Origin of the sequence: Sphingomonas sp. 67-41 (genome assembly GCF_001899725.1) — a bacterium.
GTDB classification, from domain to species: Bacteria; Pseudomonadota; Alphaproteobacteria; order Sphingomonadales; family Sphingomonadaceae; genus Sphingomonas; species Sphingomonas leidyi.
Genome location: NZ_MKWJ01000025.1, coordinates 194,369 through 209,113 on the forward strand (window position 1 = coordinate 194,369; position 14,745 = coordinate 209,113).

At 67.4% G+C, this 14,745-nt stretch carries 15 protein-coding genes; 8 read left to right on the plus strand and 7 right to left on the minus strand.

Going from position 1 to position 14,745, the window contains the following annotated elements; genetic code table 11:
* Position 1 precedes the first annotated feature (1 nt).
* The gene (locus tag BGP17_RS19115) at positions 2–1,072 is read left to right on the plus strand and encodes a PepSY-associated TM helix domain-containing protein (RefSeq protein WP_286713312.1); all 1,071 of its coding nucleotides are present in this window, start codon (positions 2–4) and stop codon (positions 1,070–1,072) included.
* Here the strand turns inward: BGP17_RS19115 and BGP17_RS19120 are convergent.
* Positions 1,069–1,785 (minus strand): hypothetical protein, encoded by a 717-nt coding sequence (locus BGP17_RS19120; RefSeq protein ID WP_286713192.1) that lies wholly within the window; start codon positions 1,783–1,785, stop codon positions 1,069–1,071. The genes BGP17_RS19115 and BGP17_RS19120 overlap by 4 nt on opposite strands.
* A gap of 59 nt (positions 1,786–1,844) precedes the next feature.
* On the minus strand, positions 1,845–3,083 hold the full coding sequence (locus tag BGP17_RS19125; protein WP_167298833.1) for a TetR/AcrR family transcriptional regulator: 1,239 nt from the start codon (positions 3,081–3,083) through the stop codon (positions 1,845–1,847).
* A gap of 143 nt (positions 3,084–3,226) precedes the next feature.
* Here BGP17_RS19125 and BGP17_RS19130 point away from each other — a divergent pair, with 143 nt between their 5' ends.
* From BGP17_RS19130 to BGP17_RS19155, 6 genes are all read left to right on the plus strand, one after another.
* The gene (locus tag BGP17_RS19130) at positions 3,227–4,510 is read left to right on the plus strand and encodes an acyl-CoA dehydrogenase family protein (protein WP_286713193.1); all 1,284 of its coding nucleotides are present in this window, start codon (positions 3,227–3,229) and stop codon (positions 4,508–4,510) included.
* Positions 4,511–4,613: 103 nt separating this feature from the next.
* Complete coding sequence (locus tag BGP17_RS19135; RefSeq protein WP_167298835.1) at positions 4,614–5,699, plus strand: Zn-dependent alcohol dehydrogenase; 1,086 nt, start codon at positions 4,614–4,616, stop codon at positions 5,697–5,699.
* Positions 5,696–6,712, plus strand: coding sequence for a phosphotransferase family protein (locus BGP17_RS19140; RefSeq protein ID WP_286713195.1), 1,017 nt, complete (start codon positions 5,696–5,698; stop codon positions 6,710–6,712). Before BGP17_RS19135 ends, BGP17_RS19140 begins: the two co-directional genes overlap by 4 nt.
* Before the next feature lie 62 nt (positions 6,713–6,774).
* Positions 6,775–7,548 carry an SDR family oxidoreductase gene (locus BGP17_RS19145; protein WP_502688451.1) on the plus strand — a complete coding sequence of 258 codons (774 nt, stop codon included), beginning with the start codon at positions 6,775–6,777 and terminating at the stop codon, positions 7,546–7,548.
* Positions 7,549–7,580: 32 nt separating this feature from the next.
* Positions 7,581–8,366, plus strand: a complete 786-nt coding sequence (locus BGP17_RS19150) for an SDR family NAD(P)-dependent oxidoreductase (RefSeq protein ID WP_286713198.1) — start codon at positions 7,581–7,583, stop codon at positions 8,364–8,366.
* A gap of 54 nt (positions 8,367–8,420) precedes the next feature.
* Positions 8,421–9,140: a TonB-dependent receptor gene (locus BGP17_RS19155; protein WP_167298839.1), complete on the plus strand. Its 720-nt coding sequence runs from the start codon at positions 8,421–8,423 to the stop codon at positions 9,138–9,140.
* On the opposite strand, the gene BGP17_RS19160 is transcribed toward BGP17_RS19155, so the two are convergent.
* Both BGP17_RS19160 and BGP17_RS19165 read right to left on the minus strand, forming a co-directional pair.
* Positions 9,137–10,036: a PhzF family phenazine biosynthesis protein gene (locus tag BGP17_RS19160; RefSeq protein ID WP_286713199.1), complete on the minus strand. Its 900-nt coding sequence runs from the start codon at positions 10,034–10,036 to the stop codon at positions 9,137–9,139. The two genes, BGP17_RS19155 and BGP17_RS19160, sit on opposite strands and share 4 nt — an antisense overlap.
* Positions 10,037–10,061: 25 nt before the next feature.
* Positions 10,062–10,463, minus strand: coding sequence for a hypothetical protein (locus BGP17_RS19165; RefSeq protein WP_286713201.1), 402 nt, complete (start codon positions 10,461–10,463; stop codon positions 10,062–10,064).
* A 131-nt stretch (positions 10,464–10,594) separates the two neighbouring features.
* Between BGP17_RS19165 and BGP17_RS19170 the strand changes: the two genes are divergently transcribed.
* Positions 10,595–11,329 (plus strand): pentapeptide repeat-containing protein, encoded by a 735-nt coding sequence (locus tag BGP17_RS19170; RefSeq protein ID WP_286713203.1) that lies wholly within the window; start codon positions 10,595–10,597, stop codon positions 11,327–11,329.
* Positions 11,330–11,335: 6 nt separating this feature from the next.
* Here BGP17_RS19170 and BGP17_RS19175 read toward each other — a convergent pair whose 3' ends face one another.
* The 3 genes from BGP17_RS19175 to BGP17_RS19185 all read right to left on the minus strand — a co-directional run bounded on the left by BGP17_RS19175 (position 11,336) and on the right by BGP17_RS19185 (position 14,731).
* Positions 11,336–12,229 carry an acyl-CoA thioesterase gene (locus tag BGP17_RS19175; RefSeq protein ID WP_167298842.1) on the minus strand — a complete coding sequence of 298 codons (894 nt, stop codon included), beginning with the start codon at positions 12,227–12,229 and terminating at the stop codon, positions 11,336–11,338.
* Positions 12,230–12,346: 117 nt separating this feature from the next.
* Positions 12,347–13,465: an acyl-CoA dehydrogenase family protein gene (locus BGP17_RS19180; protein WP_286713205.1), complete on the minus strand. Its 1,119-nt coding sequence runs from the start codon at positions 13,463–13,465 to the stop codon at positions 12,347–12,349.
* Positions 13,466–13,573: 108 nt separating this feature from the next.
* Positions 13,574–14,731 carry an acyl-CoA dehydrogenase family protein gene (locus BGP17_RS19185; RefSeq protein ID WP_286713206.1) on the minus strand — a complete coding sequence of 386 codons (1,158 nt, stop codon included), beginning with the start codon at positions 14,729–14,731 and terminating at the stop codon, positions 13,574–13,576.
* Positions 14,732–14,745: the final 14 nt, after the last annotated feature.

Below are 14,745 nucleotides of genomic sequence, written 5' to 3' on the forward strand. Positions count from 1 at the left end.
GATGCACTGGCTGGACCTGGTCCATCGCTGGACGGGCGGAGTGCTCGGCCTGGTGCTGGCGATCATGGGGCTGACCGGCGCGATCCTGGTCCATGAGGAGAGCTGGCTGGCGCTCACCCTGCCGCATGCGGTGGACGTGCGCGTGGCGGACGAAGGCGCGATCGCGGAGACCACGGCGAGGCTGATGGCGGCCGAACCGGCCGCGCAGAGCATCGTCTATGCCGACGATCGCTTCGGGCTGCACCAGCTGCGCCTGGCCAAGGGCGCGGGCGCCTATGCCGACCAGGCCGGCAATGTGGTGACGCGCTGGGACAGCCAATGGAGCCGCCCGGAACTGTGGCTGTTCGACCTGCACCACCATCTCTTCACCGGCGATGTCGGCGAGACGGTGATCGGCATTGCTGGGCTCGCGGCGATATTGTTCGTGATCACCGGCACGATCCTGTGGTGGCGGACGCGCAGGACCTTCAGGTTCCGGCTCTGGCCCAAGCGGCTGAGCCGGCCGATGATCGTGATGCAGCACCGCGACCTGGGGATCGTGGTGGCGCCGCTGCTGCTGCTGTCGGCGGTGACCGGCACGATGATGATCTTCAAGCCCTTCGCCGCGATAATCACTGCGCCCTTCTCCTCGCCTGCGGCCGATGCGGCGGCGATGAAGCCGCCTCGCACGAAGAGCGGTCCGCTCGCGGCGCATCCCGACTGGCGGGCGATCGTGGCGGCGGCGCATGCGCGCTTCCCCGATGCGCAGATCCGCATCCTCTCGCTGCCGCGCAAGGCCGGTGACCCGATCCTGGTGCGGATGCGGCGGGCGGGCGAGTGGCTGCCCAATGGCCGCTCGAACATCTGGTTCGATGCTGCCGACGGGCACGTGCTGGGATCGATCGACGCGCTGGCGCTGCCCAGGGGTGCGCAGATCTTCAACGGCGCCTATCCGGTGCACGCCGCCAAGGTGGGCGGGTTGTTCTACCGGCTGCTGCTCACCGTATCGGGGCTGGCGATGCTGCTGCTCGGCAGCCTGGCGGTGTGGAGCTTCTGGTTCAAGCGGCCCGGGATGAAGGGGCGGCGGCCCTAGCGGCAGTCTTCTTCAACGACCCTTGCGAGGTCGGTGATCGTATTCGGGGACTTTTGGAGCAGCGCCTCGAAAAAACCCTGCTTGTCGGGGATGATGGCGTGATCTGCCTCGGCCAGGGCCGAAAGGGCGAGATCGGACATTTCCGCGTTCCTGCCCTGATCGGTGCTGACCCCGATCAGCGAAGCGCGCATCGCCGCCACGCCGACGAGGATTGCACCGTGCTTCTCCATATCGGTAGCACAATAATAGGATAGAACGGATCTCATCAGTTCGCGGAAGGAAAGATCCTGAACGGATTTGGGGAAGGAGTCCGCTGCGAGCAGATCGGTGATCTCCGCCTTGATGGCCATGGCGGCCTTCGCCGCTTCCGGAAAGGGCGAGTCATCGGTCAGTTCGAACCGAGCGAGCTGCCAGCCAAGATTCAGCCCGAATCGCAGTTTCTCGCGCGCGACATAGGCCAAGGGTACGCTGTTCGATTTGGTCGCCACCTTGCGTGGCCAGATCTTCGCATAGCCGAGCAAGACCATGGCCAGCAGGGCAGGGCCAATGATCTTCAAGTTGATGGCGTGCGATTTGATCTCCGGAACCTTGGCGATGCCGAAATCGGCGCCGGCCAGATAGGGGGACAGAAATAGGAGCACGGAAATCGCAAATATCGTGTGTCGTGCACCGTCGGGGAGCCCCAAATTCTCATAGGTGCTTATCTTCGGCATGATGGCTCCCCCGCTGCGCTACTTCCCAGTGCTTGCCATGACTGGGCTGGTTCGCATGCTTATGCCATCAGCACCCGATCGTCGAACAGGCCGAATGCGATCGTCGAGGCATAGAAGGCCACTGCGCGCTCGCGCGGCATGGTGCTGGCCCATTTGCGCATGTCGAACGCGGCGTTCTGGAGCGCCATCAGCGTCTGCGAGGCGACCAGCGGGTCGATCGCGCGGATCGAACCCTGGGCGATGCCATCCGACAGCATGCCGGCGAAGCGGCGCGCGATGCGGTTGGAGCGGTCGATCATCGTCGAGCGGACCTGGGGCGGCAGGCCCGAGAGCGCGGTGGTGCGCAGCAGCGGGCCACGCTCGCTGAACTGATAGTCGAGCAGCGTGGCGATCGTGCTCTCCAGCTGCTCCCAATGCGTGCCGCCCGCATTCTCGGCCAGGCGCTGGGCGTCGGCGATGATGTCGAAGCTGCGCTTGTAGCAGGCGATGACCAGCTCGTCCTTGGCGTCGAGATGGTGGTAGAAGCTGCCCTTGGTGACGTTGAGCTCGCTGGCGATCTTCTGGACCGAGGCGCCGCGATAGCCGAGCTCGTTGATCAGCCGCGTGGCGGCGAGCAGGAAGGCCTCGCGGCCCGGCTCGGGCTCGTCATGCTCGATGTCGAGCATTGCGGGCGTCCAGGCTTCGCCCGGGGCGGCGATGCCGGTGCGGAACACGTCCATCAGGCGCGCCTCGACACGCGGATATTCGTCCACCTCGTAGCGCGGCAGCCAGGCGGTGAGCCAGAAGGTGTTCTCGAGCAGCACGTGCGCACGGGCGCCGTGGAGGTCGGTCTCGGCCCGGCTGGCGGCGGGGCCCCAGAGCGCGCGCGTCTTGCGGAACACGTCGCGCCAGCGGTCGAGCAGCTCGCGCTTGATCGGGTCTTCCATGGCGCGCAGGTCGGACAGGATGGCGAAGTCGCGCTCGGCGCCGCGGCGGATGCGCGCGAGCCGTTCCATGTTGATGTTGAGGTAGCGCGCCACCCGGGCCTCGGGCGTGGGCTCGCGCGCGGCATCTTCGAGCATCGCCTCCAGCCGGTCGAGCGTCTGCTCGAAGGCGGCGGCGGCAAGGTCTTCCTTGCGCTTGAAATAATAGGTTACGGACGTGGTATTGAGGCCGACGCGGCGGGCCACGTCGGCGAAGGTCATGCCCTTGGCGCTCTGCTCGTTGATCGCGTCCGCGGCCGCGGCGAGGATCGCATCCCGCTTGGCCTGGAAGCGTTTCGTCGCGCTTGCGATTTCGACTTTCCCCGGTGCATTCATTGCAACCAGTCTAACGGATTTGGTGTGAAGCCAAAGCGTTTTTTCGAATCGCCGTTGTGCCGATTTTCGCGCCGGCCCGACTTTACCGAATATCCGGTATGCTCTACTCCGGTCTTTGAAACTGAAATCGGAGAGGATGCGCCATGGATTTCACGCTGAGCGAGCGCGAGACCTATTTCCGCGACCGGGTGAAGGCGTTCATCGACGCGCGCATCCGGCCCCGCGACGGCGAGTATCGCGCCCAGCAGAAGGAGGGCGATCGCTGGAAGGTGCTGCCGGTGATCGAGGAAGTGAAGGCCGAGGCCAAGGCTGCGGGTCTGTGGAACTTCTTCATGCCGCCGCATTCGGGCCAGGCCCATGTCGACGACAGCTTCGAGTTTCGCGGCACGCAGCTGACCAACCTGGAATATGCGCTTTGTGCCGAGGAGATGGGGCGGCTCGGCTGGGCGTCCGAGTGCTTCAACTGCTCGGCCCCGGACACCGGCAATATGGAAGTCCTCCACCGCTACGGCACGCGGGCGCAGAAGGATCGGTGGCTCGCGCCGCTGATGGAGGGCGATATCCGCTCGGCCTTTCTGATGACCGAGCCGGCGGTGGCGAGCTCGGATGCGACCAACATCCAGACCAGCATGGCGCGCGACGGCGATCATTATGTGATCAACGGGCGGAAATGGTGGAGCTCGGGCGTGGGCGACCCGCGGTGCGCCGTCTCGATCGTGATGGGCAAGACCGATACCGGCGCCGCCAAGCACGCCCAGCAGAGCATGATCCTGGTACCGATGGATGCCCCGGGCGTGAAGATCGAACGGATGCTTTCGGTTTTCGGGTATGATCATGCGCCGCATGGGCATGGCGAAGTGGTGCTCGAGAATGTCCGCGTGCCGGCCGAGAACGTGCTGCTCGGCGAAGGGCGCGGCTTCGAGATCGCGCAGGGGCGGCTCGGGCCGGGGCGGATCCACCATTGCATGCGGACGATCGGCGTGGCGGAAGAGGCGATCGAGGCGATGGCCAGGCGGCTCGTCAGCCGCGTGGCCTTTGGCAAGCGCATCTCGGACCATTCGATCTGGGAGCAGCGCATCGCCCGCGCCCGCATCGACATCGAGATGACGCGGCTGCTCTGCCTGAAGGCGGCGGATATGATGGACAAGGCGGGCAACAAGGCAGCCCAGCTCGAGATCGCGATGATCAAGGTGCAGGCGCCGCAAATGGCGCTGCAGATCATCGACGACGCGATCCAGGCGCATGGCGGGGCCGGCGTCTCGGGCGATTTCGCGCTGGCGCACGACTGGGCGGGCATCCGCACGCTGCGCCTGGCGGACGGGCCGGACGAAGTGCATTGCCGGGCGATCGCGCGCAACGAGTTCGGGAAGTATGCGGACTTCAAGGCGGACCGGGCTTCGTCGGGTGAGATTGGGGTGAGCCGATAATTCGTCGTCATCCCCGCGCAGGCGGGGATCCTGAGTCGCTGGCGAGACGGAAGAGAAACCCTGGATCCTCGCCTGCGCGGGGATGACGGTTGAGGGGAGTAGGATGAAGGCTGCAGTCCTCTACGAAGCGGGCAAGCCGCTCGAGATCACCGATGTCAACGTGTCCAAGCCGGGCCCGCGCGAAGTGCTGATCCGCACCGCGGCGGTGGGCGTGTGCCGATCGGACCTGCACTTCGTCGACGGCGCCTTCCCGCATCCGGTGCCGACGGTGCCGGGGCATGAGGCGGCGGGGGTGATCGAGGCGGTCGGCAGCGACGTCGCGCACCTGAAGGTGGGCGATCACGTCATCACCTTCTTCACTGCGTTCTGCGGCAGCTGCGAGATGTGCGTGACCGGGCGGCCCTCGCTCTGCGTGGATCCCTCCACCCGGCGCCCGGCCGATGCCGAGCCGCGGCTGTCGCTCGGCGACGGGACCGCGCTGGCGCCGTTCCTCAACCTTTCCGCCTTTGCCGAGCAGATGCTGGTGCACGAAAATGCCTGTGTGGCGATCTCGAAGGAGATGCCGCTGGACCGCGCGGCCTTGCTCGGCTGCGCGGTGATCACCGGCGCGGGCTCGGTGTTCAACGACAGCCGGGTGCGCCCCGGCGAGAGCGTCGCCGTGATCGGTGCGGGCGGCATCGGGCTGGCGGCGATCAACGCAGCGAAGATTGCGGGCGCCGGAATGATCCTGGCGATCGACCCGGTGGCGGAGAAGCGCGAACTGGCGCTGAAGCTGGGCGCGACGCATGCGCTGGACGCGATGGCCGACGGGCTGGCCAAGGACGTGCTCAAGCGGACCGGCGGCGGCGTCCATTATGCGATCGAGGCGGTCGGCCGGCCGAACACCGCCGAGCTGGCCTGGAACATCCTGCGCCGCGGCGGCACCGCGACGATCCTGGGGATGATCGCGCCGGGACAGAGCGTGAGCCTGTCCGGGCCGACCTTCCTGACCGGCAAGAAGATCCAGGGTTCGCTGCTGGGCAGCACGCGCTTCCCGATCGACATGCCGCGGCTGGTGCAGATGTATCTCGACGGGCTGCTCGACCTGGACACCATGGTCGCCGAGCGGATCGGGCTGGGCGAGGTGAACGAAGCGCTCGACAAGCTGCGCAAGGGCGACAGCGTGCGCTCGGTGATCGAATTCGCATGAGCGACCTGGACGAAGCCCGGCTGGCGGATTGGCTGGCCGCGAATGTCGCCGGGTTCGCCGGGCCGATCGCGGTGACCAAGTTCCCGGGTGGGCAGAGCAACCCGACCTATCGGATCGATGCCGGCGCGAGCGCCTATGTGCTGCGGCGCAAGCCGTTCGGGCCGATCCTCCCCTCCGCGCATGCGGTGGAGCGCGAATATGCGCTGATCGCGGCGCTGCACCCGACCGGATTCCCGGTCGCCCGGCCCTATGGGCTCTGCGAGGATCCCGGGGTGCTCGGCGCCCCCTTCTACATCATGGAGATGGTGGAGGGGCGGACCTTGTGGGACGGCGCGCTGCCCGGCATGGCGCCGGCGGAGCGGACCGCCCATTACGAAGCGATCGTCGACACGCTCGCGGCGCTGCATGCGGTGGAGTATGAGGCGGTAGGCCTGGGCGGCTATGGCAGGCCCGGCAATTATTTCGCGCGGCAGGTCGAGCGCTGGTCGAAACAATATCGGATGAGCCAGACCGACGACCTGCCGGAGGTGGAGCGGCTGATCGAATGGTTGCCGCGCACCGTGCCGGAGCAGACGCGCACCAGCATCGTCCATGGCGACTTCCGCATCGACAACATGATCTTCGCGCCCGAGGGGCCAAGGATATCGGCGGTGCTCGACTGGGAATTGTCGACGCTGGGCGATCCGCTGGCGGACTTCTCCTATTTCCTGATGAGCTGGGTTACCGAACCGGAGGGCCGATCCGGGGTAAAGGGGCTGACGGGCCCCGGGACGGGCATCCCGACGATCGAGCAGGTGGTCGCGCGCTACTGCGCCGCAACGGGGCGCGACGGAGTGCCCGACCTCAACTGGTATTTCGCCTATAACCTCTTCCGGCTGACCGGCATCGTGCAGGGAATCAAGAAGCGGATGATCGACGGCAACGCCTCCAGCGCCCAGGCGGCGGCGACGGTGGAGCGGCTTCCCGGCCTGGTGGCGGCTGCATGGCATTTCGCACGGGAGGCGGGGGCTTAGCACCGTCGTCGCGCCAAGACGCCGTCATCCCCGTCTTCGCAGGGACGACGAAACACCGGGGAATGGATATGCGCGGATTGTTCGACCTGACCGGCAAGGTGGCGATCGTCACCGGATCCTCGCGCGGGATCGGCAGGGCATCGGCGGAGGCGCTGGCCGGGCACGGCGCGAAGGTGGTGATCTCCAGCCGCAGGCAGGATGCGTGCGACGAGGTGGCGGCCGCGCTCAACGCAACGCACGGCGAGGGAACCGCGCTGGCGGTGGCGGCGAGCATCTCCGACAAGGCGGCGCTCCGGCATCTCGTCGACGAGACCCGGCGGGTATTCGGCCGGATCGACGTGCTGGTCTGCAACGCGGCGTCCAACCCCTATTACGGGCCGCTCGAGGGGATCGCGGACGACCAGTTCCGCAAGATCCTCGACAACAACATCCTCTCCAACCACTGGCTGATCCAGCTCGTGGCGCCGGAGATGCGGGCGCGGCGCGAGGGATCGATCGTCATCGTCTCGTCGATCGGCGGCCTGCGCGGATCGCCGGTGATCGGGGCGTACAACGTCTCCAAGGCGGCGGACCTGCAGCTGGCGCGCAACTACGCAGTGGAGTTCGGGCCGGACAATGTGCGGGTGAACTGCATCGCGCCGGGCCTGATCCGGACCGATTTCGCCCGGGCGCTGTGGGAAGATCCCGAGCGGGCCAGCGCGACCAACGCGACCACGCCGCTGCGCCGCATCGGCGAGCCGGAGGAGATTGCCGGTGCGGTGGTGTATCTGGCGAGCCGGGCCAGCGCGTTCATGACCGGGCAGGTGATGGTGATCGACGGGGGCGTGACGATCTGATGCGCGCGACGTCTGATGGTGGAGAGTTTAAGATGCAGTTCGAAGGCAAGGTTGCGATCGTCACCGGCGCCGGCTCGGGGATCGGGCGGGCGACGGCGCGGGCATTTGCCGAGGCGGGCGCCCGGGTGGTCGCGGCGGATCTGAGCGCCTCGGTCGACGAGACGGTGGCCGGCCGCGAGGGGATGATCGCGGTGCGCATGGATGCAGGCGACGAGGCCGATGTCGAGCACCTGGTTGCCACTGCGATCGACAGGTTCGGCGGGCTCGACATCTTCTATGCCAATGCCGGCATCTCGGGCGGTGCCACGGGCATCTTCGACACGTCGGTGGAGCTGTGGAGCGAAGTGCTGCGCGTGAACCTGATCGGCCCGGCGCTGGCGATCAAGCATGCGGGCCCGCGGATCGTGGAGCGCGGCGGCGGGGCCATCATCTGCACGGCCAGCGTGGCCGGGCTGCGATCGGGCGCCGGCGGCCCGGCCTATTCGGCGAGCAAGGCCGGCGTGATCAACCTGGTCCAGACCGCCGCGCAGCAATTCGCGGGATCGGGCGTGCGGGTGAACGCGATCTGCCCGGGGCTGATCGAGACGGGGATGACGCAGCGCGCGTTCGATTATGCGCGCGAGAACGGCAAGGAAGACAAGCTCGGGCGCTTGAACCCGCTGCGCCGCGCCGGCGTGCCGGAAGAGATCGCCCGCGTGGCGCTGTTCCTGGCGAGCGACGCGGCAAGCTATGTCAACGGCCAAGCCTGGGTAGTGGATGGCGGGCTTTCGTCGAGCCACCCGGTGACGCGGCAGGAATTCGGCAAGCCGGCCTTCTGATTGACTTGGGGCGGGCCGCTTCGCAATCTCCCGAGCAACAGAGGGAGAGCGGGCATGAACATGAAATGGCTGTTGGCGGCATTCTCACTGATATCGGTCGGGCCGGCCTTCGCGCAGCAGGCGGTCGAGGCCACGAGTGCGCAGGAGATCGTGGTGACCGGCTCGCGGCGCGAGGCGGACGATTATTCGGATACCATGCCGATCATCACTCTGCGCCGCACGGCCGACTTCGCGGTGCAGGAAGTGCGGGTCGCCGGCGACACGCGCGAGGCGGGCAAGCGCCGCGACGAGATCTATGCGATGATCCGGGGCGCGATCGACCTGGCCGGCAGATATGACGTGGAACTGGCGACGGGCGAATATGTCGTCGAGCCGCTGACCGTGGCCAACTACCGGAACCTCCCCTTGTCGAACGACGGGCGGCCGGACACCGACAAGACGGTGTTCCTGGTCAAGACGCGCCTCGCGCCCGGTGTCGACGCCAAGACCGCGCTCGACCGGATTACGCGCTTTCTCAAGGCGGTGCCGAGCGTCGGCCGGGCGGAGATGACCGAAAAGGGGGATCTCACCCTCTCGGTGGTCAATCCCGACCAGTATCGCCCGCAGATCATCGGGCTGATCGCAGCGGATGCCGAGGCGACGGCGGCGAAGTTCGGCACGGGCTATGGCGTGGAAGTGCGTGGCCTGGACCGGCCGGTCGAATGGGCGCGGGCCAGCCTGACCGAGGTGTTCCTGTATCTGCCCAGCGCCTATGTGGTGCGGCCGAAGAACTAGAGCGCGACGCTGCCGCTGAACACCGGCACGCAGCGGCCGGCGACGCTGGCGCGGATGCCCCCGGGCGCACGCCAGGCGCGGACGGCAAGGTTGCTCGGACGGCCCATCTCCACGCCCTGGCGGATTTCGAAACGGGCTGTCTCCGCGTCGCCGAGCGACAGCAGCAGGGCGCCGAGCGTGGCGTTGGCGCTGCCGGTCGCGGGGTCCTCCCAGGTGCCGCTGAGCGGGGAGAACATGCGGGCACGGACGCGATTGCCCTCGCGGGCATAGAGGAAGATCGAGAGGCGCGCGGCGCTGTCGCGCTCCGCATCGGCGAGACGCTGATAGGCAGCGATGTCGGGCCGGGCGAGGCCGAGCGCCTCTTCGGTCACTTCGACGAAGACGAAATCCACGCCCAGGCTGGCGCGCGTGGGAACATGCGTGGTGGTGACCAGGTCCGCTGTGTCGAGGCCGAGACAGGCAGCGACATCCGCCACCGGAAGCGTGCCGAGCAGCTGGAGCGGCTGGGGCGCATCGATCTCGGCACCGAGCGCACGGCCCGCATCGTCGCGCGCGATGCGGACTTCGACCAGCCCGGCGATCTCCTCGAAGCGGAGCGTGTCGCCGGCGTCGGGGCGCAGGCCCGCAAGGACGAAACCGGTGCCGACATTGGGGTGGCCGGCAAAGGGCATCTCGGCGGTGCGATGGAAGATGCGGACGCGGGCGGTGTGGGCCGGATCGGCAGGGGGCAGGACGAAGGTCGTCTCGCTATAGTTCATTTCGGCGGCCAGCGCCTGCATCTCGGCATCGGTCATGCCCCGAGCATCGGTGAACACGGCGAGCGGATTGCCGCCGAAGCGCGTATCGGTGAACACGTCGAGCGTGACATAGGCGAAGTGGCGCGGGGCGGTTTCCATGCTCCGCGATCTAATGCTTCCTGGCTCAGGCGCAATTGGGATCGGCGACGGAATTGCCGGTGGCGCGGAACAGGCCGTCCTTGCCCTGGGCCACTTCGATCGGTTTCACGCTGAAATAGCTGCCGCCGTTCAGCGCGCGATCGAGGATGCAGAGCTTCATCGCCTTGTCGCTGCGATCGAGGATGCTGACGCGGAAGGTCCAGCTCTTGTCGGCGGCGTCGAGCACCGCGGCATTGCCGTCACGCACCACGCTGGTGAAGCCATAATCGGCGAAGGTGCGCAGGCCGTCCCTGCGGCGCGGGGCGGTGGAATTGGGGAAGGAAGTGAGGTCGAGCCGGGCGGCGATCGCCACAGGATCGGCCGCATCGGCGGTCACCAGCGCCAGGTCCTGCGCGACCAGTGCCGCCAGCAGCATGCCGATTGCCATTTCCGAAACTCCCGCCATGGCGCCTCCGCTCCCAACGCCTGGGCGGAAGGAGGCGTTCCGGAGGCGGGCGATCCATATGTTCTTGATACGTTCGCGTCGGGGCGTTATCCCGGCCGGACGGGAGAAGGGGCATGGCATTGGAGGTAGGCGGCGTGGCGTGTGGCGAAGACCTGTCCGCGCGCGAGTTCGGCGACGCCGACTTGGCGGGAATGCGGTTCGAGAACTGCGTGCTGCGCGATGTCCGGCTGACTGGGACCTGCCTGCAGGACGCGCGGTTCCGCGATTGCCGGATCATCCGGTGCCGCTTCGCCAATGTCGATCTGCGCGATGCCGATTTCGAGAATTGCAGCTTCGCCGACGATGCCGGGCATGTCGGGGTTCAGTTCGCCTTCTCGCAGCTCGACCAGGCGCGGTTCGAGCGTTGCGACCTGTCCTTCGCCCGGATCGAGCGATCGAGCCTCCATGCCGGCCAGCTCCGGGGCTGCAACCTGCGGGGTGCGGTCTTCCAGAAAGTGGATTTCGGCCATGCGCTGGGGCGCCGGCTGGTGAAATGGGCCGGCACGATCGCCGATTGCAATCTGGAGCTCGCCGATCTGAGCGAGCTGCGCATGCCCGATTGCACGCTGACCGGCTCGCGGCTCCGCGAAGCGCTGCTGTTCGATGCCGAGCTGGAGGGCGCGGACCTGCGTGGCTGCGATTTCACCAATGCCCAGCTCGCCGGCGCGAAGCTTGCGCGGGCCGATCTGCGCGGGGGAGACCTGGCCGGGATGGTGCTGCGGGAGCTCGGCAGCGTCGAAGGAATGATGGTCTCCGCCGACCAGCAATTCGCCCTGCTCACGGCGCTGGGCGTCGACGTGCACCCCTAAGGGGGGTCAGTCCTTGACGCGGACGAGCCCCTCCTGCGCCACGCTGGCGACGAGGCGGCCGTCGCGCGCATAGATGCGCCCGCGGTTGAAGCCGCGCGCATGGCCGGCCCAGGGGCTGTCGGTAGTGTAGAGCAGCCATTCGTCGAAGCGGAACGGCTCGTGCAGCCAGACGGCATGATCGAGGCTGGCGGTCTGCACCCCGCCGTTCATCCAGCTGACGCCGTGTGGCAGCATGCAGGTGCCGAGCAGCGTCATGTCGGTGGCGTAGGTCAGCATCGCGCGGTGGAGCGCGGGATCGTCGGGCAGGGGCGCCACGACGCGGAACCAGCTGTGCTGGACGGGCGCGCTCTTCACCGGCTTGAACCAGTTGCGCGGGTTGACCGGGCGAATCTCGATCGGCCGTGCGCGCAGGAAGAAGCGGCGGAACTTCTCCGGAACCTCGTCGCGGATCGCCTCGCGCAGGTCGCGCTCGGAAACGAGGCTGTCCGGATCGGGTACGTCGGGCATGTCGAACTGATGGTGCAGGCCGTCGGCGGGCAGCTGGAAGCTCGCGGTCATGTTGAGGATCGGCTGGCCGCCCTGCATCGCGATGATCCGCCGATTGGCGAAGCTGCGCCCGTCGAAATCGCGCACGACGCGGTAGATGATCGGGTGGTTCTCGTCGCCCGGGCGCATGAAATAGGCGTGGAGCGAATGGGCGAGCTTGTCGTCCTCGACCGAGCGCTGCGCGGCCTGGAGCGCCTGGGCGACCACCTGGCCGCCGAACACCCGGCCGACGCCGCCGGGCTGGCGGGGCCCGCGATACAGATCGGTGTCGATGCGCTCGACGTCGAGCAGCCGGGTAAGCTGGTCGACCAGCGCCTGAGGTTCGGTGGCGCGTTCGGAGATGTCGTCAGCCATTCTTCCCTCCGTCATCCCCGCAAGGGCGGGGGTGCAGAGTCACGCAGGGCGTCGCTCTGTCGTCCTGGATCCCCGCCTTTGCGGGGGTGACGGGGAGGGAGGGGGCGTGGGGGGCCATCAATACCCCGCGCTTTCCGCCAGCGCATTGGCGTGGAAATTACTGTCGCCGAACATCTCGGCGAGGATGCGGGCGCGCTTCATGAAGAAGCCGATGTCGAATTCGTCGGTCATGCCGATGCCCCCGTGCATCTGGACACCCTCCTGCACGGCGAGCGTGGTGGCAAGCCCCGTCATCGCCTTGGCGACCGCGACGGCCTCCGCGGCGGCGGCGGCGTATTCCGGGCCGGCATCGAGCAACTGCTGCGCCTTGAGCACGGCGGCGCGGGCGACTTCCATTTCGCTGTAGAGATGCGCGGCGCGATGCTGGAGCGCCTGGAAGCTGCCGATGGCGACGCCGAACTGCTTGCGCTCGCGCAGGTACGACACGGTCATGTCCATGGCACCGCCGCCGACGCCGATCATCTCGGCCGAGGCACCGGTGCGGCCGGCGGCGAGCAGGCGGGCAAGCGGGCCGTCGCCCTGGTCGACTTCGCCGATCACCGCGTCGGCATCGACTTCGACGCCATCGAACTGAAGGCGGGCGGCGATGCTGGAGTCCGCCAGGCGCTGGGGGGTGGCGGTGAGGCCCTGGGCATCGCCGGCAACGGTGAACAAAGTGGTGCCGTTGCCGGTGCGGGCGGCGACGAGCAGCAGGTCGGCGACATGGCCGTTCGTCACGAACTGCTTGGCGCCGGTGAGGCGGAAGCCATTGCCTGCGCGCTCGGCCTGCATTGCGATCCTGCCGTCATGCTTGGCGCCTTCGTCGATCGCCAGCGCGGCGACGGTCTCGCCGGCGAGGATGCCTGGATACCAGGCCCGAGCGGCGGCGCTGCCCTTCAGCGCCTCGACCGCCGCCACTGCGGTAGCAAGGAAGGGAGAGGGCGAGAGGTTGCGGCCGATCTCCTCGAGCACCACGCCCGCCTCGACATGGCCGAGGCCGAGGCCGCCATCCGCTTCGGGGATCAGGATGCCGGCGAAGCCCATCTCGGCGAACTGCTTCCACAGCGTGCGCGAGAAGCCGGCGGTGTCATCGGCATCGCGCAGCGCGCGCATATGGGCGATCGGGGCCTCCGAGGCGATGAAATCCTTCGCAGTGTCGCGGAGCATCGTCTGGTCGTCGTTGAGGTAGAGGGGCATTTGAGTTCCTTTCTCCCTCTCTCCGCTCGCGGGGAGAGGGGCGGGGAGAGGGGGAAGGTGGCGTTCATGCCCCTATCCCCGGCTCTCTCCCCTGAAGGGGGGAGAGAGCTAGGACGGCAGGTCCAGGATCCGCTTGGCGATGATGTTGAGCTGGATCTCGCTGGTGCCGCCTTCGATCGAATTGGCCTTGGTGCGCAGCCAGGTCCGGGCGGCGGCGCCCTGGTGGCTGGCGTCGCTTTCCCATTCCAGCGCATCCGATCCCCCGGCGGCCATCTGCAACTCGTGCCGGGCCTTGTTCAGCTCGGTGCCGTAATATTTCATCATCGAAGGCTGGGCTGGATGCGCCTTGCCGGCCTTCAGCTCGTCGATGAACTTCTCCGACATCGCGGTGAACGCCTTGGAGCGCACCTGGAACAGCGCGATCTGGGCGCGCAGGATCGGGTCCGCGCCCTTGCGCGCAGCCTCGACCAGCGGGTCCTTGCCCGTACCGCCCAGGCCGAAGCCCGAGATCATCTCGCGCTCATGGCCGAGCAGATATTTGGCGACGTCCCAGCCCTTGTTCAGCTCGCCAAGCAGATTGGCCTTGGGCACTTCGACATTGTCGAAGAAGGTCTCGCAAAAGGGCGAATTGCCGCTGATCAGCAGGATCGGCTTGGTGCTGACGCCGGGCGAGGCCATGTCGAACAGCAGGAAGCTGATGCCGGCCTGCTTGACGCGCTTGTCGGTGCGGACGAGGCAGAAGATCCAGTCGGCCTTGTCGGCATAGCTGGTCCACACCTTCTGGCCATTGACCAGGAAGCGATCTCCCTTGTCCTCCGCCGAAGTTTGCAGGCCGGCGAGGTCCGAGCCGGCATTGGGTTCGCTATAGCCCTGGCACCAGCGGATTTCGCCGCGCGCGATCTTCGGGAGATGTTCGAGCTTCTGCGCCTCGGTGCCGTATTTCAGCAGCGCCGGGCCGAGCATCGAGATGCCGAAGGAGTTGAGCGGATTGCGCGCCTTGATCCGCTTCAGCTCCTCGCGAAGGATCTTGGTCTCGGCCGCGCTCAGGCCGCCGCCGCCATATTCGCTGGGCCAGTCGGGCACGGTCCAGCCGCGTGCCGCCATGCGATCGAGCCAGACCTTCTGGTCGGGATGCGCATATTCGGGATTGCGGCCGCCCCAGGTGGTCTCCCTGTCCGACGTGGGCGGGGTGCGCATCTCGGCCGGGCAATTGGCTTCGAGCCAGGCGCGGGTTTCGGCGCGGAATTGGTCGAGGTCTTCGCTCATTTTCTTCTCCAAAG